Origin of the sequence: Duganella violaceipulchra (assembly GCF_019166075.1) — a bacterium.
GTDB lineage: Bacteria > Pseudomonadota > Gammaproteobacteria > Burkholderiales > Burkholderiaceae_D > Rugamonas > Rugamonas violaceipulchra.
In genome coordinates, this window is sequence record NZ_JAHTGR010000011.1 from 44693 (window position 1) to 64338 (window position 19646).

Consider the following 19646-nt stretch of genomic DNA (forward strand, 5'->3'; position numbering starts at 1 on the left):
CGTGTGCATACCCTTTAGGTTAGCTGAGGGGAAATGATCCTGAAGGCCTGCACTTCGCAGGCGAAAGCCAAACTGATCGGCGCTGAACACCGCTATCGTGGGTCAGTTCCTGAAGCTCTCTGCTGAAGCGTAATTTTCTCGGATACCACCAATGATTGATCATGAAAAATTGACCCCGCGTCGCGCCAGAATCGGTGATTTGTCTCGATTGTTGGAACTATTGGCCGATGACACCTTGGGGAAAAATCGAGAAGCTATCGGCAGTAGCGAAGCCTGTTATGTTCAGGCTTTCAACGCAATAGATAGCGATATCAATCAGTACTTGCTGGTTGGCGAGCTGGAGGGAAGGGTCATCGCAATGTTGCAATTGACATTCATACCCGGACTTAGCCGGCGTGGCGCGCTGCGAGCCAATATCGAAGCCGTGCGCGTTGACAGTGGCTTGCGCGGGCAGGGAATCGGTAGTTGGCTTATGCAGCAAGCCATCCTGCTGGCTCGTGAACGCAATTGTGGTTTGGTTCAGCTGACCAGCGATAAAAGCAGGGCGGAGGCGCATCGTTTTTACACCCGCCTCGGCTTTGTTGGAAGTCACGAGGGGTTTAAGCTCAAGCCATAGTTTCACCCTGCCTACTTGATCAACGCAGCCACCCGCTTGACGAACACCGGATCCGGTTCGGCATCGAGCCGGGTGCTGTCCACCAGCACCGTGCCTTTGTCATCGAGCAGCGCGATGCGGGTGGTGTGGTTGATTTCGCCGTTCTCCAGCCTGCGGTACTTGATGTTCAACGTGGCCGCCAGTGCGCGCGTCTGGCTGTCGCCGTCCGCCGTCACCAGCCGGAACTGCGCCGAATCGAGCTGATGCATCTTCAATAAACCGGACAGCGAGGCCGGCGTGTCGTGGCGCGGATCGAGGCTGATCATCAGCACCCGCAGCCGCTTGCCGTCCGGTCCCAGCGCGGCCACCGTGCGCTTGAGCGTTTCAATGATCACCGGGCAGGCCGCATGGCAGTCGCCGTAGAACATGGTGATCAGCACCGGCGTGCCCGCCATGTCGTGCAGGGCGAAGTGCTGGCCGGTGGCATCGGTCAGCGTGGCGTCGAGGCGATAGATCGAGTTGCCGGGCAGCGCGGCGGCCAGGGCCGTCCAGGCGCACAGCGGCAGCAGCAGCGCGGCGGCCAGGACGGCACGGCGCAGGGAGGCGATATTGTTCATGGCTTGCTTCCTTGAATCGGAGTGACGGGATCGCGCGCACAGCGAAATCCCAGGTTGGCGCCGTCCTGTCGCGCTTCCATCGCGGACAACAGGGCCAGGCGCATCAGTACGGCGTAGTTGCGGCGGTCGGCCAGCGACACCGCGGCGCCGCCGCAATAATCGAGCAGTTTTTGATCGCCGCTGGCGCGGCTGTCGGCATTGACGAACAGGCCGCTGTAATCCTCGACCCATTCCCACACCAGTCCATGCAAGTCATGGATGCTGTAGTAGTTGGCCGCTCCGGTCGCCACGCTGCGCGGCGGCTGCTTGCCGGCGTCGGCGTACCAGCCGAGGATGTGGGCCAGCCATGCCGGGTCGTCGCGGGCGTCGGGCCGGTGGTCGTCGGCGGCGGCCGCGAACTCCCATTCGTACCAGCGCGGCAGGCGGCCGCCTTCGGAGGCGCAATACGCCTGCGCGGCGAACCAGCCCACCCGCACCACCGGCGCGTCGGCGGCCAGCGGCGCGTAGTCGGTGGCGCCGCTCCAGCCGGACAGATAGGTAGGCGCCGCCAGCAGCGCCGGCGCCAGCCCGCGTTGCCAGGCCGGCGTGCGCCGCACGAAGTCCGCGTACTCGGCGTTGGTGACCAGCCGGCTGCGCAGCAGGTAGGGCGCCACCAGCGCCGGTGCGTCCACGCCGTCGGCCGGCAGCACGCTGCGCAGCGTGCCGCCGGCGATGGCGATGTAGCCCACGTCGGCGGCACCGACCCGGCCAGCCAGCGCCGCCAGCATCAGCAGCACCGGCGGCAACCCACCGGACGCGGCACGGGGCCTCATGGCTAGCGCGCCTTGCGCATGTCGCGCACCTGGGCCGGCGTCACCGCAGGCGTGCCCTTGTTCATCTCCACGCCGACATAGTTGATGACGGCGGCGATGTCGTCGTCGCTCAGGTCCTGCGGCGGCATGACGCCGTTGTAGTGCTCGCCATTGACGACGATCTCGCCGCTGCGTCCGTTGAGCACGATGTGCGCCATCTCATACGGCCGCTGCTGGAAGAAGTCGGAATTGGCCAGCGGCGGGAACACGCCGGCGACACCCTTGCCGTCCGCCTGGTGACAGGCCGAGCAGGTGCTGTCGTAGACGGCCTTGCCGCGCAGCTGTTGGGCGCGGTCGACGCCCGCCACCACCGGCTTGGCGGCCGCCGGCGCGGCCTTGGCTGCGGTCGCGCTGCCCGCCAGCGGCTTCTTGATGCCCTTGCCGTAGATGTCCGGCCGCTCCGGGCCGCTGACCGCCATCAGGCCGATGGCGCCCTTGTTGAAGGCGCGCGTCAGCGAATGGTCGACCAGGGTCAGGTTGCCCGGCACGCGCGGCACGAATTCGACGATGGTCGAGCCGCCGGCCGGCACCATCGTGGTCTGCACATTTTCCTGGTAGTGGCTGCCGCCCTCGGTGTACACGCGGTCGAAGATGGTGCCGATGATGTGGAAGCTGGACGTGATGTTGGGACCGCCCACGCCGAAGTACAGGCGCACCTTCTCGTTGGCCTTGGCGGTCAGCGCGTTGTTGCCGGTCAGCGCGCCGTCGGCGCCGTTGAACAGCACATAGGTCGGCTTCTCGTCGATGGCCTTCTGCATGTCGAAGCCCTGCACGCCGGGCGCGCGGTAGGCGCCGCTGGTGTAGAAGTCGCCCTGCATCACATAGTATTCGCGGTCGACCGGGGCCATGCCTTCCTTGGGCTCGACCAGGATCATGCCGTACATGCCGTTGGCCACGTGCATGCCGACCGGCGCGGTGGCGCAGTGGTACACGTACAGGCCGGGCGACAGCGCCTTGAAGGTGAAGCTGGCTTCGTTGCCGGGAGCGATCAGGGTCTGCGCGGCGCCGCCGCCGGGACCGCTCACGGCGTGCAGGTCGATATTGTGGGGCAGCTTGTTGTCCGGCAGGTTCAGCAGGTGCAGCTCGACGGTGTCGCCTTCGCGCACCCGTATCATCTTGCCCGGCACGGTGCCGCCGAAGGTCCAGAAGGTGTAGCGGGTGCCGGGTGCGATCTCGCGCTCGACTTCTTCCACCGTCAGGTTGACGATCACCTTGGCAGGGGTCTTGCGGGTGATCGGCGGCGGCAGCAGCGGCGGCGCCAGCAGTTCCTGGGTGATGGTGGGCAGGGCCGTCTCGGCCGCGGTGGCCGCGGTGGCGGGGAGCATGGCGAGTACGGCGCTGGTAATGCCGGCTGCGACCAGTTTCAATTGCGTTTTCATTTTTTTATTCGCCTTGTGGTTGTGGGACGAAGCCATGCTAGGGGAAGCAAACAGCAAAGTCCTTGACCTGGATTATTAATTTCGAGAATCAGCGCGCATGATTTCGCCGGGGTTGAGGGCGTCGAAGGGATAGATGCCGTCCAGGATGGCGGGCTAGACGCAATCGAGGGACATCTTGGACTAAAGCACGCGGGTTCCAACCCCGCGCGCTTGGGTGGCGGGCGTGCCGTGCCACATAGGGGTCAGACCCCGCATGGGGTCTGACCCCGCCTGGCCGTGCGGGGTCAACGCAAATCAGGCGCGGTCGGCGGCGACGGCCGCCAGGCGGGCCTTGCCGCGCACGGTCAGCAGGCGCCAGGCGAACAGCGCCAGGAACAGCGTGCCGATGGCGAACACCACGTCACCGGGCACGCGCATCCAGACCAGGGTTTCCATCACCTTCGAATGGATCACCTCCGGCGAACGGGCGAACCACATGCCGGTGCTGACGCTGGCCCAGGCCTGGTAGATGCCGGCCGGCACCAGCGAGATGAACACCATCATCGCCAGGCCGATGTTCAGGCACCAGAACATCGGTTTCAGCAGCGCGTCGGACCAGGCCAGGCGGTCGCTCAGGCCGCGCAGGCAGAACAGCAGCAAGCCGATGCCCAGCATGCCGTACACGCCGAACAGCGCGGCATGGCCGTGGGCCGCCGTCATGTTCAGGCCCTGCATGTAGTACAGCGCGATCGGGGTGTTGATCGAGAAGCCCAGCAGGCCGGCGCCGATGGTGTTCCAGAAGCCGACCGCGATGAAGCACAGGATCGACCACTTGTAGGTCTGCACCCAAGGTGCGGCCTTGGAGCGCTGGTAGTTGCGCCAGGCTTCGACGCCGATCATCGACAGCGGCACCACTTCCAGCGCCGAGAACATGGCGCCGATGGCGATCACGAAGGTCGGCGTGCCGGTGAAGTACAGGTGGTGCAGCGTGCCCAGGATGCCGCCGAACAGGAACACGATGGTCTCCAGCACGATGGCGCTGTTGGCGGTGGCCGCGCGGATCAGGCCCAGGCGGGTGAACAGCAGCGCGATCACGGCGGTGGCGAACACTTCAAAGAAGCCCTCGACCCACAGGTGCACCAGCCACCAGCGCCAGTACTCGATCATCGAATAGTGGGTATGACGGCCCCAGGTCAGCGAGGTGGCGTAGAAGCCGCCGATGCACAGCGCGGCCAGGAACACCATCATGATCAGCCCGCGGCTTTCCGATTTCTTGACCAGCGCCGGCCACAGGGCGCGGCCCAGCAGCAGCACCCAGAACAGCAGGCCGACGAACAGCAGGATTTGCCAGATGCGGCCCATGCTGGTGAACTCCAGGCCCTGGTTGCCGATCCAGAAGGCGAAGGCCGTGCCCTTGTGTTGCAGCGAACCAATCCAGCCCATCGCGGTCGAGCCGACCACGATGAACAGCAGCGCGTAGAACAGCAGGTTCACGCCCAGCTTCTGGAACCTGGGCTCGTGGCCGGAGATGGCCGGCGCGATGTACAGGCCGGTGGCCAGCCAGGCGGTGGCGATCCACAGCACGGCGAACTGGGTGTGGATGGTGCGGCTGACCACGAACGGCAGGATCTGCGCCAGCGGATAGCCGAAGAAGCTCTGGCCCTCGACCGCGTAGTGGGCGGTGATGACGCCCATGCCCACCTGCGCCAGGATCAGGCCGATGACCACGAAGAAGTATTTCTTGGTCGCCAGCATCGACGGCGTCGGCTTCAGGTTGAACAGCGGATCGGTCTTCGGCGGCGCCGGATCGGCTTCCTCCTTGGCGGTCGAATGCACCATCACCATGGCGGCGATGGCGCCTATCATCAGGATGATGCTGGCGATCGACCAGACGCCGGCGCCGGTGCTGGGACGGTTGTCGATCAGCGGTTCGTGCGGCCAGTTGCTGGTGTAGCTCAGGTCGACGGAGCCGGGGCGGTCGGTGGCGGCCGCCCAGGCCGACCAGAACACGAAGGCCGGCAAGGCCTTCAGGTCGTCCTGGTCGGTCAGCGAATTGGCGTTCATCGCATATTGTTCGCGCAGGTGGTCCAGCGCGCGGTCGTCGCCGAACAGGCCGGTGTAGTGGCGCGCCACGTCGCGCACGGCGGCGGCGCGGTCGGCCGACAGCGTGATGCTGCCCTTGGCCGCGTCATAGCTGTTGTGGCGCATTTCTTCCTTCAGGCGGGCGTTCAACGCCGCCTGGTTGGCCTTGCTCAGATCGTCGAAACGGGCGCCGAACTCGCGCTGGGCCCAGATCTGGCGCAGCGCCAGCGCTTCGCGGTGCAGCCAGTCGGCCGACCAGTCGGGCGCGACATAGCTGCCGTGGCCCCAGACGGTGCCGAGCTGCTGGCCGCCGGCCGACAGCCAGGCTTGCTGGCCGCGGTCGACCTGGCCTTCGTCGAACAGCACGGCGCCGTCGGCGCTGAGGATTTGTTTGGGGATGGGTGGCGCGGTCAGGTAGATTTCCGCTCCCACCCAGCCGAGGACGGCGAAGGAGAGGGCGCAGATGACGGCGAGCCAGGTCCAGAGCTTGCGTGTGGCTTGCATGGCATGGTTCCTTAGGTTGGTGAAATGAGACGCGAGGCGGTCAAGACCGGATCGACGGAGCCGATTCTAGTCCCGTGGTTTAAACATGTATATTCGATTCCAGTTTTTCTTGATGCAGGTTATGAACAAATATTTTGGATGCGTGAATAATGGCGCTGCCGACTTCACTGGAGCCCTTCATGCGCCTTACCGCCTTCACCGATTACACGCTGCGCACCCTGATCTACCTGGCGGGCCAGCAGGGCCGGCTGGCGACGATCGCCGAAATCGCCGAGCTGCACGGCATGTCCCGGCACCACCTGACCAAGGTGGTGTACCAGCTCGGCCTGACCGGCGTGATCCGCACCGTGCGCGGCCGCCACGGCGGCATCGCGCTGGCGCGGGCGCCGGCGGCGATCCGCATCGGCGCCGTGGTGCGCGCCAGCGAGCCGGACTTTTATATGGCCGATTGTTTCGACGCCCGCCAGGCCCCCTGCGTGCACGCCGGGCGCTGCTGCGTGCAGGGCATGCTGGGGCAGGCGGTGCACGCCTACCTGGCGGCGCTGGACGCTGTGACTTTGGCCGATCTGGCCTGTCCTGTCCATGCGCCTGATGCCGTGGCGGCCTAGTCCTTTCGGCCTAGGCCGCTAGCCTGATTGCCTTGCCGATCTGGCCTTCCTGCCGATAGTCGGACAGAGCCGCAGCGCTTAAGCTGATGCCATCCCCATGTCCGTCAGGAGATTGAAAGTGTCTAACAATAACAAGGCCGTCCAGGTGCTCGTCAGCAGCACCCTGTCGTTCACGATCTGCTTCGCGATCTGGATGATGTTCGCCGTGCTCGGCATCCCCATCAAGAAGATGCTCGGCCTGAACGAAACCGAATTCGGCCTGCTGGCCGCCATGCCCGTGCTCAGCGGCTCGCTGGTGCGCGTGCCGCTCGGCATCTGGTGCGACAAATACGGCGGCCGCATCGTGTTCTTCCTGCTGATGCTGGCTACCGTGCCGGCCATCTACCTGGTCGGGCTGGCCACCGCCTACTGGCAGTTCCTGGTGCTGGGCCTGTTCATCGGCCTGGCCGGCGGCTCGTTCTCGGTCGGCACGCCCTATGTGGCGCGCTGGTTCTCCCGCGAGCGGCGCGGCCTGGCGATGGGCATCTTCGGCGCCGGCAATTCCGGCTCGGCGCTGACCAAGTTCGTCGCGCCGGCCATCATCGCGGGCTGGGGCTGGCAAATGCTGCCCACCGTGTACGCCGTCGCCATGCTGGTCACGGCGCTGCTGTTCTGGGTGTTCTCGGCCACCGACCCCTCGCACCAGAGCGGCGCCAGCGTGCCGTTCTCCGAGCAGCTCAAGGTGCTCAAGGACCGCCGCGTGTGGCGCTACTGCCAGTACTACTCGGTGGTGTTCGGCGGCTACGTCGGCCTGGCGCTGTGGATGACCAAATACTACGTCGGCGAATACGGCTTCGACCTGCGCCTGGCGGCCCTGCTGGCGGCCTGCTTCTCGCTGCCGGGCGGCGTGCTGCGCGCGCTGGGCGGCTGGATCGCCGACCGCTACGGCGCCCACAAGGTCACCTGGTGGGTGATGTGGGTGTGCTGGGTCTGCTTCTTCCTGCTGTCCTATCCGCCAACCGCGATGACCGTCAAGACCACCCACGGCGACCTGCAACTGCACCTGGCGCTGACGCCGTGGATGTTCACCGGCCTGCTGTTCGTGGTCGGCACCGCGATGGCGATCGGCAAGGCCTCGGTCTTCAAATTCATCGGCGACGACTTCAGCGACAACATCGGCGCCGTGTCCGGCGTGGTCGGCCTGGCCGGCGGCCTGGGCGGCTTCGTGCTGCCGATCATGTTCGGCGCGTTGCTGGACCTGACCGGCGTGCGCTCCAGCGCCTTCATGCTGCTGTACGGCACGGTCTGCGTGTCGCTGGTCTGGATGCATTACTCGTACCGCACCACAGCGGCAGCGCAGCCGGTCGCCGGCGCGGTCGCCGCCTGAGCCCAAAATCTACTAGGAGAAAATGATGAGCAAGTACATGATTAACACGTGGGAGCCGGAGAGCCCTGCGTTCTGGGGCAGCGGCGGCAGCAACACCGCCAACCGCAACCTGTGGATCTCGATCCCCGCGCTGGCGCTGGCGTTCGCCGTGTGGATGGTGTGGAGCGTGGTGGTGGTCAACCTGCCGGCCATCGGCTTCCAGTACAGCACCAACCAGCTGTTCTGGCTGACGGCCTTGCCCGGCCTGTCCGGCGCCACCCTGCGTATTTTTTACTCGTTCATGGTGCCGATCTTCGGTGGCCGCAAGTGGACCACCATCTCCACCGCCTCGCTGCTGATCCCGGCGATCGGCATCGGTTTCGCGGTGCAGGACGTCAGCACCGGCTATCCGACCATGCTGGTGCTGGCGCTGCTGTGCGGCTTCGGCGGCGGCAACTTCGCCTCATCGATGGCCAACATCAGCTTCTTCTTCCCGAAAGCGCAGAAAGGCTACGCGCTGGGCATGAACGCCGGCCTGGGCAACCTGGGCGTGTCGGCGGTGCAGTTCGTGGTGCCGCTGGTGATCACCGCCGGCGTGTTCGGCAGCCTGGGCGGCGATCCGCAAAGCGCCACCAAGGCCGGCCACACCACCACGCTGTGGCTGCAGAACGCCGGCTTCATCTGGGTGCCCTTCATCGTCGTCAGCAGCGTGCTGGCGTGGTTCGGCATGAACGACCTGGCCTCGGCCAAGGCCTCGTTCGCCGACCAGGCGGTGATCTTCAAGCGCAAGCATAACTGGCTGATGTGCTGGCTCTACACCGGCACCTTCGGCTCCTTCATCGGTTATTCGGCCGGCTTCCCGCTGCTGATCAAGACCCAGTTCCCGGATGTCAATCCGCTGCAATACGCCTTCCTCGGCCCGCTGGTCGGCGCGCTGGCGCGTGTCGTCGGCGGCATCATCTCCGACAAGCTGGGCGGCGCCCGCGTCACCGTCTGGACCTTCGCCGTCATGATCGCCGCGGTGTTCGGCGTGATCACCTTCCTGCCGCATGGCGGCACGGGCGGCAACTTCAACGGCTTCTTCTGGATGTTCATGCTGCTGTTCGCCGGCACCGGCGTCGGCAACGCCTCGACCTTCCGCATGATACCGGTGATCTTCCTGACCGAGCGCCAGCGCGCCAGCGCCGGCAAGCCGGCCGCCGTGCAGCAACAGGCCATCGTCGAAGCCAACAAGGAGGGCGCCGCCGTGCTGGGCTTCACCTCGGCGGTCGCGGCCTACGGCGCCTTCTTCATCCCCAAGAGCTATGGCACCTCGATCGCCATGACCGGCGGCCCGGACGCCGCGCTGTGGTGCTTCATCACGTTCTACGTCAGCTGCATCGCCATCACCTGGTGGTGCTACGCCCGCAAGAACGCGGCCATGCCTTGCTGAACGGAGCCACGACCATGCCATCCGCCCGAGTGATCACACTGACCCCGTCGGTCGAATTCGACGCCGCGCTGGTGCGCAAGCTGAACCAGATGGGACCGCGCTACACCTCCTATCCGACCGCCGACCGCTTCGACGGCGGCTTCGGCGCCGCCCAGTACCGGGCCGCCGTGGCCGGCGTCGATCCGGCCATCCCGCTGTCGCTGTACGTCCACATTCCGTTCTGCGCGTCGCTGTGCTACTACTGCGGCTGCAACAAGATCATCACCCAGGACCGGCACAAGGCGGTCGAATACCTGGGCTACCTGTACCGCGAGATCGCGCTGCAGGGCGAGGTGCTCGGCGGTGGGCGGCGGGTAGACCAGCTGCACTTCGGCGGCGGCACGCCGACCTACCTGAGCGACAGGCAGATGGACGAGCTGCTGGCCACGCTGCGCGGCCAGTTCGCCTTCGCGCCGGACGAGCAGGGCGAGTTCTCCATCGAGGTCGATCCGCGCACGGTCACGCCGGCGCGCATCGCCACCTTGCGCCGGCAGGGCTTCAACCGCATCAGCCTGGGCATCCAGGACTTCGATCCGGCGGTGCAGCAGGCGGTCAACCGCATCCAATCCTACGAGGAGACGATGGAGGTGCTGCAGGCCGCGCGCGACTGCGGCTTCCGCTCCATCAGCGTCGACCTGATCTACGGCCTGCCGCTGCAAAGCGTGGCCAGCTTCGGCCCGACGCTGGACAAGATCGTCGCCGCCCGGCCGGACCGCATCGCCATCTACAACTACGCCCACATGCCGCAGTTGTTCAAATCGCAGCGGCTGATCAACAGCGTCGACCTGCCGGACGCGGAAACCAAGCTGGCCATGCTGGGCCTGTGCATCGAGCGGCTGACGGCGGCCGGCTATGTCTACATCGGCATGGACCACTTCGCGCTGCCGGAGGACGACCTGGCGCGCAGCCAGCGCGAGGGCAAGTTGCAGCGCAACTTCCAGGGCTATTCCACCCATGCGGACGCGCCGATGGTGGCGCTGGGCGTGTCGGCCATCAGCGCGGTCGGCGCCAGCTATAGCCAGAACGAGAAGATCCTGTCCGCGTACTACGAACGGCTGGACCGGGGCGAGCTGCCGATCGCGCGCGGCATCGTGCTCAGCGCCGACGACCTGTTGCGGCGCGCCGTGATCGGCCAGCTGATGTGCGACTTCGAGCTGGACTACGCCAGCCTGCCGCTGCCGGACGGCGTCGCCGCCGCCGACTATTTCGCCGACGCGCTGGAACGCCTCAAGCCGTTGGAGGAACAAGGCTTGCTGTGCATCGGCAGCAAGGGCTTGCGGGTGAAGATGCGCGGGCGCCTGCTGATACGCAACATCTGCATGGCCTTCGACAGCTACCTGCACGCGCCGCCAGTCGAAGGGCCGCAGCCGGCCCGCTATTCGCGCACCATCTGAGGACTGACCATGGAAAAAAACAAAATCAAGGTGCAGACCTTTCTGTCCCGTGTGCCGCTGTTCAATTCCATGGGACCGGAAGAACTGTCGCGCATCGCGCTCGGCACCACCGAGGTGCGGGTCGAGCGGGGCGGCATGATCTTCCAGCGCGGCGACCCGTGCGTGGGCTTCCACCAGGTGCTGTACGGCCAGGTCAAGCTGGCGTTCACCTCGCTGGCGGGCGGCGAGAAGGTCATCGAGCTGATCGGGCCGGGCCAGAGTTTCGGCGAGGCGCTGATGTTCATGGGCAGCCCCTACATCGTCTCGGCCCAGGCCACCGAGGACACGCTGCTGCTGCACGTGGCCAAGCCGGCGATCTACCGCGAGATCCACAACGATCCCGAATTCGCCTGCAAGATGCTGGCCGGCCTGAGCCAGCGCATGCACGGCCTGATGTGCGACATGGAGTCGTACTCGCTGCGCTCCGGCACCCAGCGCGTGGCCGGCTACCTGCTCAAGGAATTGCACGAGGACGAAGGCGGCTTGCTGACGCTGCCGGTCACCAAGGCGGTGCTGGCCTCGCGGCTGAACCTGACGCCCGAGCATTTCTCGCGCATCCTCGCCGAGTTGTGCACGCAGCAGCTGATCACCTTCAAGGGCCGCAAGGTCACCGTACTCGACGTGCCGGCGCTGCGGCGCTGCGCCGCCTGAGAGGCAAGCATGCACGACATCGAAAAATTCGTCAGCGGCTTCAGCCGCTTTCAACAGCAATATTTCAACAACGACGAGAGTCCCTACGGCAGCCTGCGCGCCGGCCAGCGCCCGCGCACCTTGCTGATCGGCTGTTGCGACTCGCGGGTCGATCCGGTGCTGCTGACCGGCAGCGATCCGGGCGACATCTTCGTGGTGCGCAATATCGCCAACCTGGTGCCGCCGTGTACGCCGACGGCCTCGGCCGGCGTCAGCTCGGCGATCGAGTTTGCCGTCTGCGAGCTGGAGGTCGAGCGCGTGATCGTGCTGGGCCACGCCGGCTGCGGCGGCATCCGCGCGCTGCTGGCGCCGCGTCCGGCGCAGCGCGAGACCGACTTCGTCGGCCAGTGGATGCGCATCGCCGAGCCGGTGGCGCAGCGCGTGCGGCGCGACCTGGGCCACCGCGACAGCGCCGAGCAGCACCACGCGTGCGAGCTGGCCAGCATCCTGCTGTCGCTGGATAATCTGCTGACCTATCCATGGCTCAAGCGCCGCGTCGACGAGGGCAAGCTCAAGCTGCACGGCTGGTATTTCGATTTGCAGAGCGGGGCGCTGATGGCGTACTCGCCGCGCCGCCAGCAATTCCTGCCGCTGGTATGCCCGCTGACCGCGCGCGAAGCCATAACGGCTGGGGGTCAAGTCTGACATTCGGACACGGCCTCTACCGTATCGGCCGCTACGGAAGAGGTTGTGTCCGAATGTCAGACTTGACCCCATCTTGTGCATCCGCATCGTCTGCGGCCGGCGGCTGGTCCTGCGCGTTCAGGCCGAAGCTCTCCCAACCTTCGCCGAATAGCTCGTAGGGATGCTGGCTGCGGTCCGAGCCGTTCCCGCAGATCATCGAATTGGCCGGGCAATAGCGGTCGCAGCCCCAGCAGATCAGCTCGGGCTTGGTTGGGCGCAGCGGAAAGATCTTGGCCATGTCAGGCGTAGCTCATCAGTTCGCCCTGGCGGTCGAACGCCAGGAAGCGCTCCATCTGCCCCTGCTGGATCGCGCCCAGCATCTTGTTCAGCGCGGCGTCGGTCTGCTGCGGGTCGGGCAGGCGTCCCTCGCTGCCGGACAGCGTGGTGATCAGCAGCACGTCCCAGGCCTGGCCCATGCCTTGCGCTTCCTCGGCCAGGTTCTTGAACGTGTCCAGCTCGCCCACCTGCTTGTCCACGCACATGACCGGCACCAGCGTGCTGCGCGCCGGCGCGTCCGGGTCCGCTTCGGCCACCGCGAAGGCCAGCAGCAGGCGTTGCGGCTGCGGCTGCAGGGCGGCGGCGATCAGTAATTCTTCAAATGTGGCGATATTCATATGCTTCCTCGGTAGTCGGTGATCCAGTCTGTATGTATAGCGCGTCCCGGCACGGCTGCCCATTGCCATGAATGACTAGTCCGGCTAGTTCCTTTGCCGTAGACCGGCCCGGAAAGCCATGACCCAGGTCATGGACCGGCGCGCCGGCCGCGACGAATAATGGTCGTGCGACCCAAGCCGGGGCCGCGTTGAAAGGAAGCCTTATGCGTATCAATCTGAACTACCATCCCGCCTGCCGCGTGGCGCTGGCGCTGCTCACCGCCGTCGCCACCGGCGCCCTGTGGCACAACTACGGCCCGGCCGATGCGATCTCGTGGGCGCCGCCGCCCGATGCGCGCTGCGATGCGCCGCCCCCGCTGGCCGGCTACCCTGGCCGCGAGATTGCCGGGCAAATCCGCTACGACAGCGGGCTGGTGCTGCGTTTCTGCAGCCTGGACGCCATGTTCGCCCAGCTGGGCGCGATGGAGCATCCCGGCCTGGTGCGCAATGTGTACGTGCGCGACGGCGACGGCCGCTGGCTGGCGGCCAGCGAAGCGCGCTACGTCCGCCACACGGGCGCTGACCGCCGCGCGGCGGCGACGCTGCAAGCCTATGCCGGCGGCAAGGCCTCGCCGGCGCCCGGCGCCCGGGTGCTCGACTACCAGCAATTGCTGACCGTCTGCGCCAGCCGCGAATGCTACCGCGCACAGTGAACTAGTCACTTCGGCATAGTCCGCCTAGTCCTTCTCACGCCGCCCGGCCACCATCTTGCCGATTCCCACCAGGCTCTGCGCTGCTTAGACTGCAATCATCGTCGAGTCCATGCATGTTGCATGCGACCGCATGCCCGGCTAGCGCCGGGTGCAAGTTAGGAGGCAGCATGAGTCACTTTCTGGATCGCCTGAAGTTCTTCAATAAAACGGTATCGACCTTCTCCGACGGCCATGGCGCCGTCGTGCACGAGGACCGCACCTGGGAAAACGCCTATCGCCAGCGCTGGCAGCATGACAAGATCGTGCGCTCCACGCACGGCGTCAACTGCACCGGCTCCTGCAGCTGGAAGGTGTATGTGAAGAACGGGCTGATTACCTGGGAAACCCAGCAGACCGATTATCCGCGCACCCGTCCCGACCTGCCCAACCACGAGCCGCGCGGCTGCCCGCGCGGCGCCAGCTATTCGTGGTACGTATATTCGGCGCAGCGCGTCAAGTACCCGATGGTGCGCGGCCGCCTGATGGAAATGTGGCGCGAGGCGCGCAAGACCATGGACCCGGTCACGGCCTGGGACTACATCAGCCAGAACCCGGAACGCGCCGCGCTGTACAAGTCGGTGCGCGGCCTGGGCGGCTTCGTGCGCGCCACCTGGGACGAGAGCAACGAGATGATCGCCGCCGCCAACGCGCTGACGATCAAGAAATACGGCCCGGACCGCATCGTCGGTTTCTCGCCGATCCCCGCCATGTCGATGGTCAGCTACGCGGCCGGCACCCGCTACCTGTCGCTGATCGGCGGCGTGGCGCTGAGCTTCTACGACTGGTACTGCGACCTGCCGCCGGCCAGCCCGCAGGTGTGGGGCGAGCAGACCGACGTGCCGGAATCGGCCGACTGGTACAACTCGACCTACCTGATGGTGTGGGGCTCGAACGTGCCGATGACGCGCACGCCGGACGCCCACTTCTACACCGAGGTGCGCTACAAGGGCACCAAGACGGTGGCGGTGTCGTCCGACTTCGGCGAGATGGCCAAGTTCGGCGACATCTGGCTGGCGCCCAAGCAGGGCACCGACGCCGCGCTGGCGATGGCCATGGGCCACGTGATCCTGAAGGAATACCACGCGCAGCACCAGTCCAAATATTTCAAGGAATATGCCAAGCAGTACACCGACTTCCCGATGCTGGTGCTGCTGAAAGAGCAGAACGGCACCCTGGCGCCGGAATACTTCCTGCGCGCCTCGCAGCTGGACAACAAGCTCGACGAAACCAACAACCCCGACTGGAAAACCCTGGTCATCGACGAAACCAGCGGCCGCATCGTCGCGCCGGCCGGTTCGATCGGCTTCCGCTGGGGCGAGGCCGGCAAGTGGAACCTGGAAATGAAGGAGGGCGGCAATAACGCCCCGGTCGATCCGCAGCTGTCGCTGATCGGCGCCAGCGATGAAGTGGTGGCGGTCGGCTTCCCTTACTTCGGCGGCAAGGACGCCAGCGATATGCTGATGCGCAACGTGCCGGTCAAGCGCCTCCAGCTGGCCGACGGCAGCAGCGCGCTGGTCGCCACCGTGTTCGACCTGACCATGGCCAACTACGGCATCGACCGTGGCCTTGGCGGCGGCAATGTCGCCACCAGCTACGAGGACGACGTCCCCTACACCCCGGCCTGGCAGGTCAAGCACACCGGCGTCAAGGCCGCCGACGTGGTCACCGTGGCGCGCCAGTTCGCCGAGAACGCCGACCAGACCCGTGGCAAGAGCATGGTCATCGTCGGCGCCGCGCTGAACCACTGGTACCACATGGACATGACCTATCGCGGCATCATCAACATGCTGATGATGTGCGGCTGCGTCGGCCAGTCGGGCGGCGGCTGGGCGCACTACGTGGGCCAGGAAAAGCTGCGTCCGCAAACCGGCTGGACGCCGCTGGCGTTCGCCCAGGACTGGAACCGTCCGATGCGCCAGATGAACGGCACCTCGTTCTTCTACGCCCACACCAGCCAGTGGCGCCACGAAAAACTGCACACCGAGGAAATCTCCTCGCCCACCGCCGGCCCCGACGTCGCGCCGATGACGCTGCTGGACTACAACGCCAAGGCCGAGCGCATGGGCTGGCTGCCGTCGGCGCCGCAGCTGCAAACCAATCCGCTGGAGGTGACGCGCGCCGCCGCCGCGGCCGGCATGAGCGCGGTCGACTACGCGGTCGGCCAGATCAAGGACAAGAAACTCGAGTTCTCCTGCGACGATCCGGACAATCCGGCCAACTTCCCGCGCAATATGTTCGTCTGGCGCTCCAACATCCTGGGCAGCTCGGGCAAGGGCCACGAGTACTTCCTCAAGTATTTGCTGGGCACGCAGAACGCGCTGATGAGCAACGAGGACGATTGCATCAAGCCGCGCGACGTCAAGGTGCGTCCGGCCGCAGAAGGCAAGCTGGACCTGCTGGTGGTGCTGGACTTCCGCATGTCGACCACCTGCCTGTACGGCGACATCGTGCTGCCGACCGCCACCTGGTACGAGAAGGACGACCTGAACACGTCCGACATGCACCCCTTCATCCACCCGCTGTCGGAAGCGGTGCAGCCGCTGTGGCAATCGCGTTCGGACTGGGAAATCTACAAGGGCATCGCCAAGAAGTTCGAGGAAATCGGCGGCGCCTACCTGGGCACGCAACAAGATCTGGTGCTGACCCCGCTGATGCACGACACCCCAGGCGAACTGGGCCAGCCGTTCGACCCGAAAGACTGGCGCGCCGGCGAATGCGAGCCGATCCCCGGCAAGACCATGCCGAACTTCACCGTGGTCGAGCGCGACTACACGCAGATCTACCAGAAGTTCACCTCGATCGGCCCGCTGCTGGAAAAACTGGGCAACGGCGGCAAGGGCATAGGCTGGAAGACCGGCCACGAGGTCGAGGTACTGCGCGGCATCAACCGCACGGTGACCGCGCCCGGCATCGCCCACGGCCAGCCACGGCTGGACACCGCCATCGACGCGGCCGAGATGATCCTGTCGCTGGCGCCGGAAACCAACGGCCACGTGGCGGTCAAGGCCTGGGAGGCGCTGTCGGTGATCACCGGCCGCGACCACACCCACCTGGCGCTGCCGCGCGAGCACGACAGCATCCGCTTCCGCGACGTGCAGGCGCAGCCGCGCAAGATCATTTCCTCGCCGACCTGGTCGGGCCTGGAATCGGAAGAGGTCAGCTACAACGCCTGCTACACCAATGTGCACGAACTGATCCCCTGGCGCACGCTGACCGGCCGCCAGCAGTTCTACCAGGATCACCGCTGGATGCGCGATTTTGGCGAGGGCCTGTGCGTGTACAAGCCGGCCATCAACACCAAGACCACGGCGGCGATGCTGGGCGCCCATCCGAACGGCAACAAGGAGCTGGCGCTGAACTTCATCACGCCGCACCAGAAGTGGGGCATCCACTCGACCTACTCGGACAATCTGCGCATGCTGACCCTGTCGCGCGGCGGCCCTCACGTGTGGCTGTCGGAGACCGACGCCCAGGCGGCCGGCATCGTCGACAACGACTGGATCGAGGTGTTCAACGTCAACGGCACGCTGACCGCGCGCGCCGTCGTCAGCCAGCGGGTGCCGGAGGGCATGACCATGATGTATCACGCCCAGGAAAAGATCATCAACGTGCCTGGCGCCGAGATGTCCGGCAAGCGCGGCGGCATCCACAACTCGGTGACGCGCGCCGTCACCAAGCCGACCCACATGATAGGCGGCTACGCGCAGCTATCGTGGGGCTTCAACTACTACGGCACGGTCGGCTCCAACCGCGATGAATTCGTATTGGTGCGCAAGATGAACAAGGTCGACTGGCTGGAAGGTCCGTTGAAGGAAGCAACTGGGAAGGAGAACTTGGCATGAAAATTCGCGCACAAATCGGCATGGTGCTGAACCTGGACAAATGCATCGGCTGCCACACCTGCTCGGTCACCTGCAAGAACGTGTGGACCAGCCGCGACGGTGTCGAGTACGCCTGGTTCAACAACGTCGAGACCAAGCCCGGCATCGGCTATCCGAAGCACTGGGAAAACCAGGACAAGTGGAACGGCGGCTGGCGCCGCACCGACGCCGGCAAGATCGAGCCGCGCCAGGGCAGCCGGCTGAAGATCCTGGCGCAGATTTTCGCCAATCCCAACCTGCCGCAGATCGACGAGTACTACGAACCGTTCACCTACGACTACGAGCGCCTGCAGAACGCGCCGCTGTCGGAAACGCCGCCGACCGCGCGGCCGATCTCGGTGTTGACCGGCAAGAAGATGGAAAAGATCGAGTGGGGCCCGAACTGGGAGGACGACCTGGGCGGCGAATTCGCCCAGCGCAGCCAGGACACGCTGTTCAACAACATGCAGAAGGAAATGTACGGCACCTTCGAGAATACCTTCATGATGTATTTGCCGCGCCTGTGCGAGCATTGCCTCAATCCGACCTGCGTCGCCTCCTGCCCGTCGGGCTCGGTGTACAAGCGCGAGGACGACGGCATCGTGCTGATCGACCAGGACAAGTGCCGTGGCTGGCGCATGTGCATCTCCGGTTGCCCGTACAAGAAGATCTACTACAACTGGTCGTCCGGCAAGGCCGAGAAGTGCACCTTCTGCTACCCGCGCATCGAAGCGGGCCAGCCGACGGTGTGCTCGGAAACCTGCGTCGGCCGCATCCGCTACCTCGGCGTGCTGCTGTATGACGCCGACAAGATCGAGCAGGCGGCCTCGGTGGCCGACCCGCGCGACCTGTATCCGTCGCAACTTGGCCTGTTCCTCGATCCGCACGACCCGGCCATTATTGAAGAAGCGCGGCGCCAGGGCATCCCGGATTCGTGGCTGGAATCGGCCAAGCGTTCGCCGGTGTACAAGATGGCGGTCGACTGGAAGGTGGCGTTCCCGCTGCATCCTGAATATCGCACCTTGCCGATGGTGTGGTACATCCCGCCGCTGTCGCCGATCCAGGCCGCCGCCGAATCGGGCCGCATGGGCAAGAACGGCATCCTGCCGGACACTGCCAGCCTGCGCATTCCGGTGCAATACCTGGCCAACCTGCTGACGGCGGGCGACCAGCAGCCGGTGATACGCGCGCTGGACCGCATGCTGGCCATGCGCGCCTATATGCGCAGCAAGCATGTGGCCGGCACGCCGGACTACGACGTGCTGCAACAGGTCGGACTGGAGCCGGAGATGGTGGAGGACATGTACCACATCATGGCCATCGCCAACTACGAGGACCGCTTCGTGATCCCGAGCAGCCACAAGGAAATGGCGGAGGACAGCTTCAACGAGAAGGGCAGTTGCGGCTTCAGTTTCGGCAACGGTTGCTCGGACGGCGTCAGCGACACCAGCCTGTTCGGCAAACGCAAGCACGGCTCGGAGATCTTCATGTCGATGCCGAAGTCCCGCAAGAAAAAGGAGAACCTCGATGTCTGAGTTCGATACCGCAGGCCACGGCTATTGCATGCTGTCGGCCCTGCTGCAATACCCTGAGCCCGAGCTGCTGGCCGAACTGCCGCAGCTGGAGCGCTATTTGCAGAACACGCTACCGCGCTGGCACGGCGCGCTGGCCGAGCTGCTGGCGCATCTGCGCCGCACGCCGCTGATCGACCTGCAGCAGCAGTATGTGATGACGTTCGACCGCAACCCGTCGCATTCGCTGCACCTGTTCGAGCATATCCACGGCGAGTCGCGCGACCGCGGCCAGGCCATGGTCGACCTGCTGGCCGAGTACAGCAAGCACGGCCTGCAAATGGTCGGCAACGACCTGCCGGACTACGTGCCGCTGTTCCTGGAGTTCCTGTCGCAGCTGGAAGCGGACGAGGCCGAGCGCATGCTGGGCGACGCCATCCACGTGCTGGCCTTCGTCGGCCGCAAGCTGCGCGCCAACGGCAGCCCGTATGCCTGCCTGTTCGACCTGCTGCAGACCCTGACGCCGGTGCAGGCCGAGGAACTGAGCGAACCACCGGTGCGCGACATGGACGAGGCGCTGGAAACCTTCGGCCCCGGCGCCGACGGCATCGAACCGCTGCTGGCGCCGGCCATGGGCGGCGTCCATCCGGTGAATTTCTATCCCAAGGCGGCGGCGCCGCAGCGTCATTGAG

Annotated in this window: 17 protein-coding genes; 11 read left to right on the forward strand and 6 right to left on the reverse strand. The window is 65.6% G+C overall.

Annotated elements, in window-relative coordinates:
• The first annotated feature begins 151 nt into the window (after positions 1 to 151).
• The gene (locus KVP70_RS20385; RefSeq protein ID WP_217944003.1) at positions 152 to 616 is read left to right on the forward strand and encodes a GNAT family N-acetyltransferase; all 465 of its coding nucleotides are present in this window, start codon (positions 152 to 154) and stop codon (positions 614 to 616) included.
• Positions 617 to 627: 11 nt separating this feature from the next.
• Here the strand turns inward: KVP70_RS20385 and KVP70_RS20390 are convergent, their stop codons facing one another.
• The 4 genes from KVP70_RS20390 to KVP70_RS20405 all read right to left on the reverse strand — a co-directional run bounded on the left by KVP70_RS20390 (position 628) and on the right by KVP70_RS20405 (position 6007).
• Positions 628 to 1212, reverse strand: coding sequence for an SCO family protein (locus KVP70_RS20390; protein WP_217944004.1), 585 nt, complete (start codon positions 1210 to 1212; stop codon positions 628 to 630).
• Positions 1209 to 2024 carry a formylglycine-generating enzyme family protein gene (locus KVP70_RS20395; protein ID WP_217944005.1) on the reverse strand — a complete coding sequence of 272 codons (816 nt, stop codon included), beginning with the start codon at positions 2022 to 2024 and terminating at the stop codon, positions 1209 to 1211. The genes KVP70_RS20390 and KVP70_RS20395 overlap by 4 nt, the downstream gene beginning before the upstream one ends.
• Positions 2025 to 2026: 2 nt before the next feature.
• Positions 2027 to 3442 (reverse strand): copper-containing nitrite reductase, encoded by a 1416-nt coding sequence (gene nirK / locus KVP70_RS20400; RefSeq protein ID WP_217944006.1) that lies wholly within the window; start codon positions 3440 to 3442, stop codon positions 2027 to 2029.
• A 294-nt stretch (positions 3443 to 3736) separates the two neighbouring features.
• Entirely contained in the window at positions 3737 to 6007 is a 2271-nt protein-coding gene (locus KVP70_RS20405; RefSeq protein WP_217944007.1) for a nitric-oxide reductase large subunit, read from the reverse strand.
• A 179-nt stretch (positions 6008 to 6186) separates the two neighbouring features.
• Here KVP70_RS20405 and KVP70_RS20410 point away from each other — a divergent pair, with 179 nt between their 5' ends.
• The 6 genes from KVP70_RS20410 to KVP70_RS20435 all read left to right on the forward strand — a co-directional run bounded on the left by KVP70_RS20410 (position 6187) and on the right by KVP70_RS20435 (position 12199).
• Positions 6187 to 6615 (forward strand): Rrf2 family transcriptional regulator, encoded by a 429-nt coding sequence (locus tag KVP70_RS20410; protein WP_229224963.1) that lies wholly within the window; start codon positions 6187 to 6189, stop codon positions 6613 to 6615.
• Between the two features lie 97 nt (positions 6616 to 6712).
• Positions 6713 to 7981 (forward strand): MFS transporter, encoded by a 1269-nt coding sequence (locus KVP70_RS20415; RefSeq protein ID WP_217944009.1) that lies wholly within the window; start codon positions 6713 to 6715, stop codon positions 7979 to 7981.
• A 25-nt stretch (positions 7982 to 8006) separates the two neighbouring features.
• On the forward strand, positions 8007 to 9392 hold the full coding sequence (locus KVP70_RS20420; protein ID WP_217944010.1) for a NarK family nitrate/nitrite MFS transporter: 1386 nt from the start codon (positions 8007 to 8009) through the stop codon (positions 9390 to 9392).
• A 14-nt stretch (positions 9393 to 9406) separates the two neighbouring features.
• Positions 9407 to 10825 (forward strand): oxygen-independent coproporphyrinogen III oxidase, encoded by a 1419-nt coding sequence (hemN, locus tag KVP70_RS20425; RefSeq protein WP_217944011.1) that lies wholly within the window; start codon positions 9407 to 9409, stop codon positions 10823 to 10825.
• 9 nt (positions 10826 to 10834) lie between these two features.
• On the forward strand, positions 10835 to 11515 hold the full coding sequence (locus KVP70_RS20430; protein WP_217944012.1) for a Crp/Fnr family transcriptional regulator: 681 nt from the start codon (positions 10835 to 10837) through the stop codon (positions 11513 to 11515).
• A 9-nt stretch (positions 11516 to 11524) separates the two neighbouring features.
• Entirely contained in the window at positions 11525 to 12199 is a 675-nt protein-coding gene (locus tag KVP70_RS20435; protein ID WP_217944013.1) for a carbonic anhydrase, read from the forward strand.
• A gap of 31 nt (positions 12200 to 12230) precedes the next feature.
• Here KVP70_RS20435 and KVP70_RS20440 read toward each other — a convergent pair whose 3' ends face one another.
• Positions 12231 to 12476 (reverse strand): DUF3079 domain-containing protein, encoded by a 246-nt coding sequence (locus KVP70_RS20440; protein WP_217944014.1) that lies wholly within the window; start codon positions 12474 to 12476, stop codon positions 12231 to 12233.
• A 1-nt stretch (position 12477) separates the two neighbouring features.
• A complete protein-coding gene (locus KVP70_RS20445) occupies positions 12478 to 12852 on the reverse strand; it encodes a hypothetical protein (protein WP_217944015.1) in 375 nt (124 codons plus the stop codon).
• Positions 12853 to 13055: 203 nt separating this feature from the next.
• On the opposite strand from KVP70_RS20445, the gene KVP70_RS20450 reads away from it, so the two are divergent.
• From KVP70_RS20450 to narJ, 4 genes are all read left to right on the forward strand, one after another.
• Positions 13056 to 13544 carry a nitrous oxide reductase accessory protein NosL gene (locus KVP70_RS20450; protein WP_229224964.1) on the forward strand — a complete coding sequence of 163 codons (489 nt, stop codon included), beginning with the start codon at positions 13056 to 13058 and terminating at the stop codon, positions 13542 to 13544.
• Positions 13545 to 13711: 167 nt separating this feature from the next.
• Positions 13712 to 17425 carry a nitrate reductase subunit alpha gene (locus KVP70_RS20455; RefSeq protein WP_217944016.1) on the forward strand — a complete coding sequence of 1238 codons (3714 nt, stop codon included), beginning with the start codon at positions 13712 to 13714 and terminating at the stop codon, positions 17423 to 17425.
• Positions 17422 to 18978, forward strand: a complete 1557-nt coding sequence (gene narH / locus KVP70_RS20460) for a nitrate reductase subunit beta (protein ID WP_217944017.1) — start codon at positions 17422 to 17424, stop codon at positions 18976 to 18978. The genes KVP70_RS20455 and narH overlap by 4 nt, the downstream gene beginning before the upstream one ends.
• Positions 18971 to 19645 carry a nitrate reductase molybdenum cofactor assembly chaperone gene (gene narJ, locus KVP70_RS20465; protein ID WP_217944018.1) on the forward strand — a complete coding sequence of 225 codons (675 nt, stop codon included), beginning with the start codon at positions 18971 to 18973 and terminating at the stop codon, positions 19643 to 19645. The genes narH and narJ overlap by 8 nt, the downstream gene beginning before the upstream one ends.
• The last annotated feature ends 1 nt before the right edge of the window (position 19646 follow it).